The organism is Sporosarcina sp. BI001-red (assembly GCF_003384035.1).
GTDB lineage: Bacteria > Bacillota > Bacilli > Bacillales_A > Planococcaceae > Sporosarcina.
This window is the reverse complement of sequence record NZ_QQAK01000013.1, coordinates 80,457-96,077: the sequence shown is the minus strand read 5'-3', so window position 1 is coordinate 96,077 and position 15,621 is coordinate 80,457. Positions and strand designations below refer to the sequence as shown.

The 15,621-nt window shown below is 41.5% G+C and carries 18 protein-coding genes and 1 riboswitch; of the genes, 3 read left to right on the top strand and 15 right to left on the bottom strand.

The genetic code is table 11. From position 1 onward, the window contains the following. Positions 1-26: 26 nt before the first annotated feature. Genes hisB through DVB69_RS12165 form a run of 4 tightly spaced genes read right to left on the bottom strand, consistent with a single transcriptional unit; the run spans position 27 to position 3,492 of the window. On the bottom strand, positions 27-608 hold the full coding sequence (gene hisB / locus DVB69_RS12180) for an imidazoleglycerol-phosphate dehydratase HisB (protein ID WP_116019377.1): 582 nt from the start codon (positions 606-608) through the stop codon (positions 27-29). After that, positions 605-1,891 (bottom strand): histidinol dehydrogenase, encoded by a 1,287-nt coding sequence (gene hisD / locus DVB69_RS12175; protein WP_116019376.1) that lies wholly within the window; start codon positions 1,889-1,891, stop codon positions 605-607. The genes hisB and hisD overlap by 4 nt, the downstream gene beginning before the upstream one ends. Next, a complete protein-coding gene (gene hisG, locus DVB69_RS12170; RefSeq protein WP_199562864.1) occupies positions 1,860-2,504 on the bottom strand; it encodes an ATP phosphoribosyltransferase in 645 nt (214 codons plus the stop codon). Before hisG ends, hisD begins: the two co-directional genes overlap by 32 nt. Positions 2,505-2,532: 28 nt before the next feature. After that, positions 2,533-3,492 (bottom strand): ATP phosphoribosyltransferase regulatory subunit, encoded by a 960-nt coding sequence (locus DVB69_RS12165; RefSeq protein ID WP_116019374.1) that lies wholly within the window; start codon positions 3,490-3,492, stop codon positions 2,533-2,535. Positions 3,493-3,591: 99 nt separating this feature from the next. On the opposite strand from DVB69_RS12165, the gene DVB69_RS12160 reads away from it, so the two are divergent. After that, a complete protein-coding gene (locus tag DVB69_RS12160) occupies positions 3,592-4,392 on the top strand; it encodes a histidinol-phosphatase HisJ family protein (protein WP_116019373.1) in 801 nt (266 codons plus the stop codon). A gap of 40 nt (positions 4,393-4,432) precedes the next feature. Here the strand turns inward: DVB69_RS12160 and DVB69_RS12155 are convergent, their stop codons facing one another. From DVB69_RS12155 to DVB69_RS12145, 3 genes are all read right to left on the bottom strand, one after another. Beyond that, the gene (locus DVB69_RS12155; RefSeq protein ID WP_304466159.1) at positions 4,433-5,647 is read right to left on the bottom strand and encodes an argininosuccinate synthase; all 1,215 of its coding nucleotides are present in this window, start codon (positions 5,645-5,647) and stop codon (positions 4,433-4,435) included. Between the two features lie 191 nt (positions 5,648-5,838). Continuing rightward, entirely contained in the window at positions 5,839-7,221 is a 1,383-nt protein-coding gene (gene gdhA, locus DVB69_RS12150) for an NADP-specific glutamate dehydrogenase (protein ID WP_116019371.1), read from the bottom strand. 144 nt (positions 7,222-7,365) lie between these two features. Next, positions 7,366-8,649 (bottom strand): glycoside hydrolase family 18 protein, encoded by a 1,284-nt coding sequence (locus tag DVB69_RS12145; protein ID WP_116019370.1) that lies wholly within the window; start codon positions 8,647-8,649, stop codon positions 7,366-7,368. Positions 8,650-8,797: 148 nt separating this feature from the next. Here DVB69_RS12145 and DVB69_RS12140 point away from each other — a divergent pair, with 148 nt between their 5' ends. Then, on the top strand, positions 8,798-9,430 hold the full coding sequence (locus tag DVB69_RS12140; protein WP_116019369.1) for a spore coat protein: 633 nt from the start codon (positions 8,798-8,800) through the stop codon (positions 9,428-9,430). An 86-nt stretch (positions 9,431-9,516) separates the two neighbouring features. On the opposite strand, the gene DVB69_RS12135 is transcribed toward DVB69_RS12140, so the two are convergent. The 6 genes from DVB69_RS12135 to DVB69_RS12110 all read right to left on the bottom strand — a co-directional run bounded on the left by DVB69_RS12135 (position 9,517) and on the right by DVB69_RS12110 (position 13,991). Beyond that, positions 9,517-10,413, bottom strand: coding sequence for an RluA family pseudouridine synthase (locus DVB69_RS12135; protein WP_116019368.1), 897 nt, complete (start codon positions 10,411-10,413; stop codon positions 9,517-9,519). Between the two features lie 58 nt (positions 10,414-10,471). Continuing rightward, positions 10,472-10,786 (bottom strand): DMT family transporter, encoded by a 315-nt coding sequence (locus DVB69_RS12130; RefSeq protein ID WP_116019367.1) that lies wholly within the window; start codon positions 10,784-10,786, stop codon positions 10,472-10,474. Between the two features lies 1 nt (position 10,787). Then, positions 10,788-11,135, bottom strand: coding sequence for a DMT family transporter (locus tag DVB69_RS12125; protein ID WP_116019366.1), 348 nt, complete (start codon positions 11,133-11,135; stop codon positions 10,788-10,790). Between the two features lie 115 nt (positions 11,136-11,250). Then, positions 11,251-11,847, bottom strand: coding sequence for a TetR/AcrR family transcriptional regulator (locus DVB69_RS12120; protein WP_116019365.1), 597 nt, complete (start codon positions 11,845-11,847; stop codon positions 11,251-11,253). A gap of 102 nt (positions 11,848-11,949) precedes the next feature. Then, positions 11,950-12,858, bottom strand: coding sequence for a homoserine O-acetyltransferase MetA (gene metA / locus DVB69_RS12115; protein WP_116019364.1), 909 nt, complete (start codon positions 12,856-12,858; stop codon positions 11,950-11,952). 76 nt (positions 12,859-12,934) lie between these two features. After that, positions 12,935-13,040, bottom strand: a riboswitch (SAM riboswitch). 90 nt (positions 13,041-13,130) lie between these two features. Then, on the bottom strand, positions 13,131-13,991 hold the full coding sequence (locus tag DVB69_RS12110) for a YitT family protein (protein WP_116019363.1): 861 nt from the start codon (positions 13,989-13,991) through the stop codon (positions 13,131-13,133). A 208-nt stretch (positions 13,992-14,199) separates the two neighbouring features. Between DVB69_RS12110 and DVB69_RS12105 the strand changes: the two genes are divergently transcribed. Next, on the top strand, positions 14,200-14,475 hold the full coding sequence (locus tag DVB69_RS12105; RefSeq protein ID WP_116019362.1) for an AbrB/MazE/SpoVT family DNA-binding domain-containing protein: 276 nt from the start codon (positions 14,200-14,202) through the stop codon (positions 14,473-14,475). Between the two features lie 65 nt (positions 14,476-14,540). Here DVB69_RS12105 and DVB69_RS12100 read toward each other — a convergent pair whose 3' ends face one another. Further along, complete coding sequence (locus tag DVB69_RS12100; protein WP_116019361.1) at positions 14,541-14,858, bottom strand: thioredoxin family protein; 318 nt, start codon at positions 14,856-14,858, stop codon at positions 14,541-14,543. Between the two features lie 152 nt (positions 14,859-15,010). After that, entirely contained in the window at positions 15,011-15,526 is a 516-nt protein-coding gene (locus DVB69_RS12095) for a DUF3231 family protein (RefSeq protein WP_116019360.1), read from the bottom strand. Between the last annotated feature and the right edge of the window lie 95 nt (positions 15,527-15,621).

Here is a 15,621-nt window from a genome sequence, read left to right as displayed (position 1 = left end):
GCTTTCTCTCCTATCCTTTTCCTTCGTTACAACATTCCTTTGGTTGAAGGAATTCCTTGACGATTAGTTTTAGCAATGGCAACACGGATTGCACGACCGAATCCTTTGAAAATGGATTCTAAAATATGGTGGCTATTTTTACCATACTGTAAATTGATATGTAACGTAACTCCTGCATGACGGGTAAATGCGAGAAAGAACTCTTCTGCTAGTTCAGTATCAAATACTCCTATTTTCTCCTTTAATCCCGAAACGTTATAAACGAGAAAGGATCTCCCGCTAATATCCATCGATACTGTAGCTAGCGCTTCATCCATCGGAACTGTTACAGATGCATACCGTTCAATGCTTTCCTTCGTACCAAGAGATTCTCTAAACGCAGTCCCTAGAGCGATTCCGACATCTTCTACACTGTGGTGTTGGTCCGTTTCAAGATCTCCTTTACACGTAACTTGTAAATCGAGACCGCCATGCATGGTTGTGAGAACGAGCATATGATCGAGAAACCCAACTCCAGTATGGATGTCACTCTTTCCTGATCCATCTAACGCTACTTTCATGGAGATTTCCGTTTCAGCAGTTTTCCGTTCAATTGTCGAAGTCCTCATCGTAATTCCTCCTCAGTCCTAACTCGAATAGCTTGTGCATGACCATTCAATTGTTCTGTTTTTGCAAGTTCGATTATTTGCTCCGAGACTTTTCCAAGTGCCTTCTGGCTATAGCGGATAATGCTTGTTTTTTTCATGAAATCATAGACTCCTAGAGGCGATGAAAACTTTGCAGTCCCGCTCGTTGGTAGCGTATGGTTTGGCCCTGCCATATAATCGCCAAGTGCTTCTGGCGAGTAAGCACCTAGAAAAATAGCACCAGCATGTTGAATATCGTCAAGTCTTCCTTCTGGGTCAACCGTCATGATTTCTAAATGCTCGGGTGCGAGGTCATTAATAATTTCAATCGCTTCGTCATCACATTCAACAACCGCAATCCAGCCATTTGTTTGAATGGATTGTTTCGCAATTTCTTTTCGGTCCATAAACTCCAATTGTCTGTAGATTTCTATAGAAAGTGCTTCAGCATACTCTATAGAAGGTACTAGACAACAAGCTGATGCATCTTCATCGTGTTCAGCCTGCGCTAGTAAATCTGCAGCAACAAACGCTAGATTCGATTGTTCGTCTGCCCAGATACAGACTTCGCTCGGCCCGGCAATCATATCAATTGAGACATCGCCATACACGAGTTTCTTAGCACATGCGACATAAGCATTTCCAGGGCCCGTGATTTTATGTACGGGTGGAATTGATTCAGTACCGTATGCTAGAGCTGCAATCGCTTGTGCTCCACCGACTTTGTAAATCTCATCTACCCCACAGAGATCCGCCGCCACAAGGACTGATGCATTAACGCAACCATCGGCTTGAGGTGGTGTGGTGAGGACGAGTCGTTTCACACCTGCTATCTTTGCAGGGATCGCATTCATCAACACTGTAGATGGATACGATGCCTTCCCACCAGGGATATAAATGCCTGCTGAAGTAAGCGCCCGGACTTGTTGCCCTAGATAGACACCTGCTTCCGGTTCCATCCGCCAACTTTCTTCCTTCTGCTGTTCGTGAAAACGTAGAATACGTTCTCTTGCGTCTTTTAGTGCTTGAAATAATGCGGGTGAAATTTCGTTATAGGCATCCTTGATTTCTCTTTTAGTTACGCGAAGCGTTTGTAGCTGAACGCCATCGAAACGTTCGGTTAACGCTAGAAGTTCCGCGTCTTTAAACTGTTTGACCCGGTCAAGAATTGTTCTGACTGCTGGCTCAACAGTCGACACGGTCGTCCGCCGTTCCATCCGATGTTTTAGCTGTTCACGTGTTGTGATAATCTGCACGGCGTTCATCCACTCCTTTCTTCAACAGCTCCATGCACTTCTTAACATTTCCTGTTTTCGTTGCATAGCTAGCTTTGTTCACGATGACGCGAGTGCTCACTTTTGCGATTTCCCGTAAGACGACCAAGCCATTATCCCGAAGGGTCGATCCAGTTTCGACGATATCCACGATGACATCTGAAAGCCCCGCTATCGGTGCTAGCTCAATCGATCCATTCAATCGACTAATTTCTGTACGAATACCGGCTTTATCGAAATAAGCTTTTGCTATAGCTGGATACTTGGTTGCAACCGTCAGTGATTTCGTATCTTCCGGGAAACTATCTGGGAAACCAGCAACGACCAGCTGACATTGCCCGAATCCTAAGTCTTGTAACTCATAGACGTCTTTACCATCTTCCATAATCGTATCTTTACCAACGATACCGATATCTGCTGCCCCTTTTTCAACGTAAGTCGGGACATCTGAGGCTTTGACAAATAGCAATTGAAAGTCCCCATCGTTACTCGAAATAACTAATTTCCGTTCGTCATACAGCGTATCCGGAAAAGAGATTCCACCTTCAGACAAAAGCTCTCTCGCTTTTTCTGCAATTCTACCTTTCGCGACTGCGATCTTCATTGGGTCCAAAATGGTTCATCCCCCTCCTTCAATTTGTCTTCAAACTGTTGTTTTTAGCTGTAAAAATCGCTTCCACATCACTCGCAAAACCAATCGCTGGTAACTGGGCTCCAAATTTTCGACTCACCTCGTCATAACGCCCTCCCATGAGCAAGGGCTTTCCAATGGTATTGCTGAATCCCTGGAATTGAATCCCTGAATAATAGTCCATGTCGTTGACCATCCCAAGGTCGACGGTCACATGACTCCCGTATCCTAATGCCACTACTCGTTCATAAACCTTTTCAATATGTTGAATGATAGAGGTCATTTTCTCGTTCAAAGGAGTTTCTCGTAGACGGTTGAAAACCGAAGTTGGTTCGCCATAAGAAAAGGCTGTTTCAAGTAGCAATTTCCTTGTTGTTTTGTCCACATTATTTTGTATTAGAAAACTTGCTAGCTCGCTGCTATTTTTCATTTGAATGAAAGACTTTACTTGAAGTTGTTCATCCTCTGTCAAATGAAGAAATCGATTCAGTTCTTGTAAAATTCCCGCATGCCCAAGTTCAATTTTAAAATCTTTAAGTCCTAACTCAGTAAGTGCTAGACAGGCAAGGACAATTACTTCCGCGTCATTTACCGCAGATTGTCTACTGAATAACTCAACACCTGCCTGCCTCCGTTCAGTGGGAATGGTGTGATCATCAGATTGACGGAAGACGGACTGCACATACCAGCACCTGAGTTCTTCACTTAAGTTTTTAGAAGACGTTGCAAGTTCACGCATAAGCGGTATCGTCACATCAGGTCGCAACACAAGAATATCTCCTGCATGATCGATTAGCTTCAAAAGACTTTTACGACTTTGATTGGACTGGAGCGATTCATATGTTTCATAACTTTCGAGGACTGGCAAATTGACTTCCCGATATCCTTTCGGTGAGAAGGAGTTTCGAAAGACTTCTCGTATTTCAAACTCTTCTTCCGCCGATTGAAATAGATTTCTCAAACTAGCACCTCTTCCACTTTATCGCTTTACTATGATGAAGTTATCTAGTACTATAAATAGATAATTAAGAAATGTCAACTAAAAAGGAGTTTGATAGGAATGTTCGATTATCACATGCACACATCATTTTCAGCCGATTGCGAAGTGCTCCCAGAGGAAATGGTTCGCGCTTCTATTCAAAAAGGGCTAACTGAAATTTGTTTTACAGATCATGTTGACTATGACTATCCCGATAAGAATTTCATTTTCGATTTTAATCAGCAAGCTTACAAAGAGTCAATTACACACTTACAAGACCGTTTCGGAAATGAGATTCGAGTGAAACGAGGAGTGGAAATTGGAGTTCAGCCTCACTTACTGGATACGTACAAAAAGCTAATTCAAGACGAAGAGTTCGATTTTGTAATTTGTTCGCTACATACTGTCGAAAAGAAAGATTTACACTTCGGAGCTATTTTTGAGAATCGAACAATTGACGAAGCATTCGATGCATACTTTCAGGAGTTGCTTCGCTGTATTCGTAAGTTTGGGGCCTACAGTGTTTTGGGTCATGTAGACCTAATAAAACGGTACGCCAAAAAAGCATCGTCCCATGATTTCCATGACTGTTTGAAAGAACTATTCGCAGAAATCATTCCTAGAGGAAAAGGAATAGAGATTAATACATCAGGTGTACGCTATGGGTTACCTACTGCAATGCCAAGTATAGATATCCTCAAACTTTATAAGTCAAGCGGTGGAGAAATTTTAACGATTGGCTCAGATGCCCACAAACCGCTTGAAGTCGGTTTCGACATTCGAAAGAATTTACAACTCGCTTCAGATATCGGATTCCGGTTCGTAGCGACTTATGACAAAGGAGATCCTCAATTCCATTCTATTGAGCAACTACTCCGCTAATTTGAAAAGGACCTTCCCACTTGCAGGAAGGTCCTTTCTACTATGCTTTCGTCGTAACGAGTTGCTTGTTCACAGCTGCATGGACTTCTGTTGGCAGCCCCCAAAGTTTAATGAATCCTACTGCTGCGGCTTGGTCGAATTCATCATCAGACGTATACGTCGCTAGCTTTTCATCGTATAGCGAGTTGTCTGACTTACGGCCTTCTACAATCGCATGCCCTTTAAATAGCTTCACACGCACCGTTCCATTTACAACTTGCTGAGTGTCTTTGATGAACGCTTCCAATGCACTACGTAAAGGAGAGAACCAAAGACCATTGTAGATCAGTTCACTCAACTTTTGAGAAACGATTGGCTTGAAATGAGCCGTCTCTTTAACAAGAGTAATATCCTCCAGCTCTTTATGTGCTTTTATTAATGTCATCGCACCAGGACATTCATATACTTCACGTGATTTAATGCCGACGAGACGATTTTCAACGTGGTCAATACGGCCAACGCCATGTTTTCCAGCAAGCTCATTCAAGTGAAGGATGAGCGCATCTAGCTCAAATGCCTCTCCATCTAAGCTCACGGGTACGCCTTGTTTGAAAGTGATCTCAACGATATCTGCTTGATCAGGTGCTTCTTCAATAGATGAAGTGAGTCCATATGCATCTTCAGGTGGTGCTGCCCACGGATCCTCTAGAATCCCACATTCATTACTACGTCCCCATAGGTTTTGGTCAATTGAATACGGACTATCTAGCACGATAGGAACTGGAATGTTATGCTCTTTCGCATAGGCAATTTCTTCCTCACGCGACCAACTCCACTCACGAACAGGTGCAATTACTTCCAACGTAGGATCCAGCGCTTTGATACCTACTTCAAAACGAACTTGGTCGTTTCCTTTTCCTGTGCAGCCATGGGCTACAGCTATTGCATTTTCCTTATGGGCAACTTCTACAAGTTTTTTTGCGATAAGTGGACGGGATAACGCAGAAATCAGTGGGTATTTTTCTTCATACATCGTACGTGCTTGAAGTGCTAACAGTGCATAATCTTTTGCGAATTCCGCTTTTGCATCAATAACATAGCTTTCGATAGCACCTACTTGAAGTGCTTTCTGTTGGATGAAATCCAGATCTTTTCCTTCTCCTACGTCCAAACAACATGCAACAACTGCATATCCCTGCTCTGTTAACCATTGAACCGCAACTGATGTATCGAGTCCTCCTGAATACGCCAATACCACTTTTTTCTTTGTCATTATAAAAACCCCTCTCGCAAGTTATGTATCTTTATACATTGTGAAGTATATTTATAATAACATGTTACCTAGTAATTGCAAGAGAAAATACTGACTCTTTAAATAGGTGAAATATTCAGTCTTAAATATCAAACACAACTAAGTTTTTGGGCAACAAAAAAGCACACCTTAAAAGATGTGCCTAGTGGTCTCCATTAACTTAACCCATGTGCTGCCATTGCATCTGCAACTTTCAAAAAGCCCGCTACATTTGCACCCATGATGAGGTTCCCTGGTTTACCAAAGCGATCTGCGGCATCTATGCAACTTTCATAGATCGAGCGCATCACTACTTTCAAACGCTCATCCACTTCTTCAGCAGTCCATCGGAGTCGCATGCTATTTTGGGACATCTCCATTGCTGAAACGGCCACGCCCCCTGCATTAGCAGCTTTAGCCGGAGCGAATAGGATCCCATGTTCCTGGAATATCGTAAGTGCTTCGTTTGTACAAGGCATGTTAGCGCCTTCACCAATTGCCGTCACGCCATTTTTAATCAAGAGATGAGCGCTTTCTTCATCGAGTTCATTTTGAGTAGCACAAGGAAGGGCAATGTCACAAGGAACTGTCCAGACACCTGAGCAATCTTCAAAATAACGAGCATCAGGGTATGTTTTTAAATACTCTTGAATTCGTTTGTTATCAACTTCTTTTAGTTGCTTCACACACTCCAAGTCAATGCCTTCTTCATCGACAATATATCCTGAAGAGTCACTGCATGCAATGACTTTTGCTCCTAATTGCTGAGCTTTCTCAATCGCATAGATGGAAACATTCCCTGAACCTGACACAATTACAGTCTTACCATTGAATGACATGCCATATTCCTTTAGCATTTCTTCCACGAAGTAAACCGTTCCATACCCTGTCGCTTCTTTTCGGCCTAGACTTCCACCATGACTCGGATCTTTACCGGTTAAAACTCCCGCTTCATATCCACCTTTTAACCGTTTGTATTGACCAAATAAGTAGCCAATTTCACGCTTTCCGACACCGATATCACCAGCAGGAACGTCAATATCTGGACCGATGTGGCGACTCAATTCCGTCATGAAACTTTGGCAAAAACGCATGATTTCACGATCTGACTTCCCCTTCGGATCAAAATCAGAGCCACCTTTTCCTGCACCAATCGGTTGACCTGTTAATGCATTTTTAAAAATCTGTTCAAACGCAAGGAATTTCATAATACTGCTGTTCACAGAAGGATGAAAACGCAGTCCACCTTTATAAGGTCCTAGCTCACTGCTAAATTGAACACGATACCCTCTATTTACGTGTACTTTACCAGCATCGTCTTCCCAAGCGACACGGAAGGTCACGATTCTTTCCGGTTCAGTCAGTCTTTCCAAAATTCCGCTCGTAATATATTCAGGATGTTGTGCGAATACGGGGCGGAGTGAATCGAATATTTCACGTGTTGCCTGGAGAAATTCAGTTTCATTTGCATTTCTTCGTTTAACTTGCTCATAAACTTGATGCACATAATCATTTGAACGCTTTTGTACATCCACATGTTCTACATTTAAATTCGTCATATTCTTCCTCCTTAAACCCGAATCATACGTGTTGTATTAAATTAGTATACGCTAGAATTAATATTTTTGAAAATACATTTTAATCTACAAACAAAAACAGAGGTTTAAATCACCTCTGTTTTCACGGCATATTATAGGAGGAAACTATTTTTTCACTATATTAAAATTACTCTCTAGCAGTAGCCAATTTTGAGGAAATGCTAAGCCTAACTTCCAGTACATGATGCCACGAAGACTGTATTTTTTCAATAAGTCGAACTTGGCTTGAATGCTTCTCGCGTCTTCAAACCAAACTTCATGTTGAACATTATTGTTGTCGATATACGTGAAAAATGGGGCTTGTGCAACATAGTCATAGGAAATGGCTTCGTTCTCACGTATTGCAAGTTCCGTTGCTTGTTTAGGACTCAGCGCTTTTGCTGGTTTCCCTCCTTGTGTAGGATAAGGTTTTGACCAGTCATAGCCGTATAAATTTTGTCCTAAAAAGATTTTGTTTCTAGGAATTTCTTGAACCGCATACTTTACCACTCGCTCCACTTGAGGCAATGGACTTACTGCTTGTGGCTCACTATATGTGTACCCCCACTCATAAGTCATAAGAGAAACGAAATCGACAATTTCCCCATGGGCTTTATAGTCATGAGCCCCATAAATACCTGTTTTGACATCACTCACTTTAGGCGCAAGTGCAGTGGAAAGCGTTAGTCCTGCTGGGTGGAAGCGATCTCTAGCTCTTCTTAGGAAGGCATTGTATAGCTGGCGATCCTCTGGGAACAATAACTCAAAATCGAAGTGAATATCTTTGTATCCCACTCGTTGGGCCACTTCCAAAATGTTTGTGAACAATAAATCTTGAACTCCTTTGCTCATGAAAATATCACGAGCGAGACCAGCACTAAATGCGAAATTCTCCAAGTTACTAATTACCATGGCGTTTACGGCGCCAGCATTAGCAGCAATCGTAGGCAGATTCGCAATGGAAGGTGCTTTCAGAGTACCGTCCCGTTGCACTTCATAACTGAACATGGCCAGATACGTTAATGCACCGACTCTTTTTTCTGTTTCAGTAATCATAACCTGTGTCACCGGTGTTCTTGGCTCTACGTAAAGTAATGATTGGGCTGGAGTTTTAGGAGCAGGTGGTATATATAATCGCTGACCAACCGTCAAAGGAGCAGAAAGAGAAATTTTGTTAATATTCGCCAGCTCTGAAATGGTCATCTTTTCTCGACGTGCGATCTCATATAAAGTATCCCCTGGCTGCACCCAATAATAACTTCCTACTATTGGAATTACAATTGCTTGACCAACAGCCAGTTTCCCTGCATTCCCCAATTCATTTGCGTCAGCAATTTCTTGCCATCCAATTCCATATTGTCTCCCGATTGTAAATAGGCTTTGACCTTTTTGAACAACATGTATTTGCACTATTATGCACACCTTTCCATACAAATTCGTAGTCCATTGTATGAAAACAACTCTTCCGCTATTCATACAAATCATTCCACTGGTTAGAAAGATAATGCAAGCACATACTACGCACGAACGAAAACACGATATGTTAGGGAGGAAAAAAATGACTACAAATCAAAATGGAGTGACCCATCAAAACATGAACACCGGTACGGTCCCACCATCCATGAAGCATGGCGGACATGAACTTTTCGATGTTCACGAAGTATTATCCAGCATGATTGGTGCCCTTAACCAGGCGATTTTGCTTCGCCCCCACGTGAAGGATCCTGAACTATTGGATATACTCGATCGACAATATCGATTCACATTGGACGAGTACAATATCACGGTCGAGAGCTTCAAATCCGGACATGATCCGTCCCATCCAACTCAAAGCTATAAAATGAAGGAAGGAAATGACTTCATCTATGGTATGAAGCCAGGACAACCGAAAAAGCCGATGATGAATGCTGCTGAAATAACGGATGAAATCATTTCAGGATTCTTATTAGGTTCCGCTAAAGCAGGAGCATCCATGAAAGCAATGGCTTCATGTGAAGTATGTAATCCAGTTGTCCGAAGGGTACTAGCTGATTCAGTTCCGAACTGCATTGAAATGGCATATGAATTAGCCATTTATCAGAACAAACATCATTACTATCAGGTACCTCAGCTCGATTCACAGGACATGAAAGAGTTGCTCAATGCATTTGCACCGGCACAAGGACAACCAGGTATGCCTCCTCTACAGTAATTCATGTTGTAACTAATGGTGTACTTAATAAACCTTGTATGCAATACCCCAGAAAAATAACCGCGAGCGCCTTTTGGCGCTTGCGGTTATTTTGACTTCTTATAAAAAGATGTCGGTGGATCTGATATGAAGGTATGTTGTTCCTTCGTTATTGGATGGATTATCGTTAACTTGACCGCGTGAAGACCCAAACGTTTAATTGGGTTTGTAGTGGCACCATATTTTTTGTCACCAACAACGGGATGCCCCATTTCTTCCATGTGTACACGGATCTGGTTTTTACGACCCGTTTCCAATCTCAATTCGAGCAATGAAAACTGGGCACTCGATTGAAGCAACTTATAACGCGTGATCGCTTTTTGCCCGCCATTATCGGTTGGGTTGGAATAGACTTTAAATGTTCTGGTTTCTTTTAACCAAGAAATGATTTCACCAGTTTCGTTTCGTACTTTCCCTTCAACAAGTGCTATATAGCCTCGTTCTTGAACGGATTCTTCCCAGTTATCTTGAAGAAGCTTCTTTACTTCTTCAGTTTTAGCAAAAAGCATAACTCCAGAAGTTTCACGGTCTAGACGATGGACAATGAACACACGACTGCTTCTATTCGCTTTCCGTATATACGTAGAAAGCTCACTGAATGCAGTCATTTCTTTTTTATCTTTTGCGGCCATTGACAATAAGCCTGCTTCTTTGTCGATCACGATGATGGCATCATCTTCATACATTATAGATAGACCTGTAAGCTCACTGTCACTTTTTGCTGCTTGATTGGTCATAATTTCAACCTTATCCCCGACATTCACTATTTGGTCATGTCGCGTAGTAGGTTTTCCATTGACAGACACTTGCCCTCTGGAAAGAATGCTCTTCACTGCATTTCTACTCTTCGATATAGATTGCAACAAAAAAGGAAGCAATTGCTGTTCCTGTACTACTTTATATACCGCTGCTTGTGGGGTTGTTGGTTTTGAGTTATCTCGCATAGTCACGTCTCCTTATTCATTCATTATGCGCAACCTTTAACGAAATATCAATCCTGATTTAAGACAATGCTTTTAGACCAATGACTCCAACGATTATCAATGCAAGACTTGCTATTCTTGCAAAGCTCTTCGATTCTCCAAAAAAGATCATATTCAGTAAGACTGCACCTGCTGTTCCGATTCCAATCCATACGGCATACGCTGTACTTACTTGCAAATATTGGAACGATGTATATAAAAATACAAACGATAATCCTAATCCACCATAATACAATAAGCCACTAGGAATAGTTTTCTTTTTACTATATTTGTTCAATCCGATGACTCCTGTAAATTCAAAACCGGCTGCTAATGCTACATATAACCACCCCATATTAACGTTTCCCTTCTGCTGCAATTTTTTCGTCGTGGCCATCCGCAAGTTTCAAACCGATGACTCCTGCTACTAAGATGACGATGAAGAGAATCTTCCCACCGCTCAATGTCTGTCCAAAGAAAAAAACGTCCATTAATGCAGTACCAATTGTTCCGATTGCTGCAAATATGGCATATACAGTGCCTGTTGGTAATGTCGCGCACGCTTTAGATAGGTAGTGAAAATCAACGAAGATGAATAGAACAATCGGAATCCAGTGCCACCATTCGGATGCTACATTAAAACCGAAAATCCATACAAGTTCAAAAAAACTAGTCGCTGCAACATAAAGCCATTCTTTTCTCATTAAAAATACTCCTTCTCTTAGGTGACTGACTGTCATTCATTTCATACCGTGATGGTTCGAACATAAAGGATCACACATCGACTACCAATACCTTGTTGGCTGTCGGTGTGAATCCTTACTTTCTCTTCACTTGCTTTGAATATCCAAGAGCATTGGTTAAAAACAAGAGTGTTTCCCGTTTTTGCTCTGATGCACGAATTTCTTGGTCAATCTCTTCATCGTATAAGTAAATCTGTTCTGCTGCTGATTCAGTCAATCCAATAATGAGTTTTGCTAATTGATCTGGATGACTGTCACCGCGGATGGCTCCTTGTTCCTGCCCCTTAGCAACAATTGAACTGACCCACTGATACATAGGAGCGTAAACACTTTCCCACTCTTTCAAGTGTTCCGTAGATGCCAGGCCTGAATAGATCATTGCTTGAATCTCGTGATGCTCCTCGCTCACTGCAAATATCGCATCCACAAACTGCTTCAGCTGCTCATCGAATGATGCGGATTCTTCCACAGCCTTTATGACCGATTTCAACGTTAGTTGTACCATCACTTCAGCAATTGCTGGCATGAGCGCTAATTTGGAAGGAAAGTATAGATAAAAAGTTCCTTGAGCAATCCCTGCTACTTTTACAATATGAGAGACTGTCGTTTTTTCCACGCCTTTTTCAGTAAACACTTGAATCGCAGACTGAACAATTCTTTCTTTCTTGTTCATATGATCCCTCCAGAAAATGACTGACTGTCATTCATGATACGATAATCAGCTGAGAATGACAAGTTCTTCAGCTAAGTTAACTCAATTATTACATGGTTTTTATTACTTCCATTCAAAAGGTGTCTGTTGGTATACATAGTAATTTAACCAATTTGAGAACAATAAATGCGTATGCGAGCGCCATGTATTCGGTGGTTTCAATGTAGTGTCATCGTTCGGAAAATAGTGTTTAGGGATATCAATATCAAGTCCTTTAGCAGCGTCACGATTATACTCTTCCTGCAACGTGTCTGCATCGTACTCCAAGTGGCCGGTAATCATAATGTTTTTAGCATCATTGGATAAGACAATGAAAGGACCCACTTCGTCAGAATATGCGAGTGTAGTCAACTTGTCATGAGCTTCGATTTCTTCTATTGAAACTCCAGTATGCCTTGAATGTGGAGCCGGAAACAGATCATTGAATCCTCTAGCAAGATTTACTGTTGGATCTGTCACGATATGATCAAAGATGCCAAAACACTTGGCAGATAGCTGATGTTTATTAACCCCATAGTAATGATAAAGTGCTGCCTGAGCGCCCCAACAGATGTGCATAGAAGAAGTAACGTGCTCCGCTGCCCAATCCAGAATCGCCTGCATTTCTCTCCAATATTCAACCTGTTCGAATTCCATTTGCTCAACAGGCGCACCGGTTACGATCATTCCATCAAACTTTTCGTTTTTCACTTGAGGAAATGTTTTATAAAATGTATCCAAATGATTTTTACTCACGTTTTTCGAGACATACGTTTCTGTATGTAAAAAAGTGACGTCTACTTGAAGTGGCGTGTTACCTAGTAAACGAAGAAGCTGAAGTTCCGTTTTTTCTTTTTGGGGCATTAAGTTCACCACTAGTATGCGCAATGGTCTGATATCTTGAGAAGTAGCCCGGTCTTCATCCATCACAAATATTTTTTCATGCTTTAGTAATTCACCTGCAGGCAATTGCTTAGGTATCGTAATTGGCACAATTCTCCACTCCTATTCAGCCCATCAAAAAACTTCCCCTCTCTCCGAAAGAGAAAGTGGAAGTTAGTAGCCGTTCCTCTTATCTCTCAAGACAAAGTCTTGTGGAAGTAGCACCTTCCTGATTCTGTCAGGGGTTGCTGAAACGTCATCGGGCCATTTCCCTCGGTTTCTCTTGATAAGCGTATTCAATTACTGAACAGTATACCATTTCTGAGTTGTTTGTATAGTCTAATCATAAACAAAAATGGTTTTCCTAACAGGCAAGCAATTCCTCAGTCGTCATATTGGGCTCTAGAAAAGCCTCGTCCTAGAATTTCTGATGCATTCAAGAAAATTACGAAAGACGTCGGCTCTTGTTCCTGTACAATCTTTTTAAAGTAAATCGCTTCGGATTGTTCTACGACACAGAGGATCATCGTTTTCTCCTGATTCGAGTAACCTCCTAGAGACTTCACTTTTGTCAACCCTCGATTGAGCTCACTACTAATGAGAGCTTGAACTTTTTCCTCATGGTCCGTAATAATCAGGATGAGCTTCGTAGGCGATGTTTGAAGCTGTACAAAATCGATTACTTTACTCGTCACATAGATTGCCATCATGGCATAAAGTGCGAGTTCCAAATCAAAGACAAAAGCCGAGATGATGACGACAGCACCGTCTACAATCAGCTGAGCAAATCCACTGGAAAAGTTGGTATATTTCTTCAGAACTTGAGCAATTAATGCCGTTCCACCAGTGGAGCCGTTCCCCCGATAAACGATTCCGAGACCGATACCAAGCATAATCCCACCATAAATAGAACTTAATAACGGGTTATGAATGGGAACGTTAATATCCGTCGTTAGGAAAATGAAAAATGGTACAAAAAATGTCCCCACAATAGTCCGCCAACTGAATTCTTTTCCCACAAGGACAATGCCTAAAATGAGTAAGGGTATGTTAATGAGCCACTGTACATACGCGGGGTTAAATCCGTACAGTTCATAAACAATCGTGCTTATTCCTGAAACACCACCTGCAGCTATTCGTGAAGGTAATAGGAAAATAGTAAATGCCAGTCCGACAAACGCCGAACCCACAATAATTTGTAGATAGTCAAAAATTGCTGATTTCTTAAATTGAGTAAAAGTCATCGTGTCCCTCCGTTCGTGCCAACTGTACTATTCTATCAAATTACACGTCAGTTGTGACGATCGACAAGAAAAAGAAGGAGAAGTTCATTCATTCTAAATATTCACCATTAATGAACTTTCGACAAAAAATCGACCATTTTTTTGCATTTCACTACATGTAATTGTATGATTATAGAAGAAATCAGGTACCATCGAAGGAGGTTCTCTTATGAGGAGCTTAGGAGTTGTAAGAAAAGTTGATCATCTAGGGAGAATAGTTATCCCAATTGAATTACGTGAGACAATGAAACTTCCTGAAGGACAACCACTTGAATTTTTTACGGAGGATGAGATCATTATTCTCAGAAGCTATAAAATCCGCGAAGCATGTGTGATTACCGGAGAAATCACTTCCGATAATTTTGAACTGTCAAACGGCATGTTCGTCAGCCCAGCAGGTGCAAAAATTATACTTGAAGAGGTAAAACAGGAATTCAGTATGTAAATGGAAAAGGTTGCTGCGATTGAAGTCTCTATGACCTCTCAAGCAGCAACCATTTTATTGTTCTTTTACGCTTCTGGATGATCCAGAAATGCGGTAATTTCTTCACGAGTTTTTCTATCCTTACTTACAAACCGTCCTTTTTCTTCACCACCGCTATAGACAAGAAAACTCGGAATACCAAAAATATCGTGTTCTGCACAAATGTCAATGAATTGATCACGATCTACATATATAAATTCATATTCCGGATAGTCTGCTTCAATTCCTGGTAGTAGTGGGTCGATGACTCGACAATCTGGACACCAATCTGCGGAGAACAAAAACACCGTGCGTTCCCCTTGTTTAAGTTCTTCAAATTGCTCTTCTGACTGTAATTTTTGCATCTAAATCTCCCCCTTATCGGATTTAGTATATCATTCTCTATGTAGTGACATGTCGATTTTGCTCGACTCACCTATAAAAAAGCAGCGAAGAATACAACATGTGCTCTTCGCTGCCCTAATATTTTTATTGGCTAATTTGGCCAATCCTACTTTTATTCTTTCGACTGTTGGCCATTTAAGTGCATGGGTGGGGGGAGAATCCATCCTTTTTCTTTATTTAGTTTCAATAACTTTGCACCAAACATGACTTTATCATTATGGAACTTGGCAAACATCATTGCAATGTCCTCACGCAAACATTGGCCCATCACTTGACTACAGGATACAAGCGCCTGACCAACGTTTATGGAGACTGCACCACTGATTTCAGGATCCATGAATCGTGCTCCAGGAGGGATATCATCAGCAGAACAAGTCGGACGGTCCGGAAGAGTTGGTGGAGGCATGATGCCATTTTCTTTCAATACTTCTTCGATTTGCTTATTGTGATCTCTCATCATATCCACCGCTTCTTGCAGTAGCTTTTTAAGCCCTTCATCGCCCGCATGGTTAATAAAGGTCTGATACCCGCTGATCAATCCTTTGTTCGCGCCCACATATGCCCAACAACCGATAACTTCTCCATAATGCATCGGCTGATCTTTCGGATTACCACTTAGAATTCCCAATCGTTTCTCCTCATTTCTTTGAATGTCTGTGTTCATTCTTAGGATGAGGAGAATTTGAAAAGTTATTCATTTGAATAACTAATAGGCACGACAAG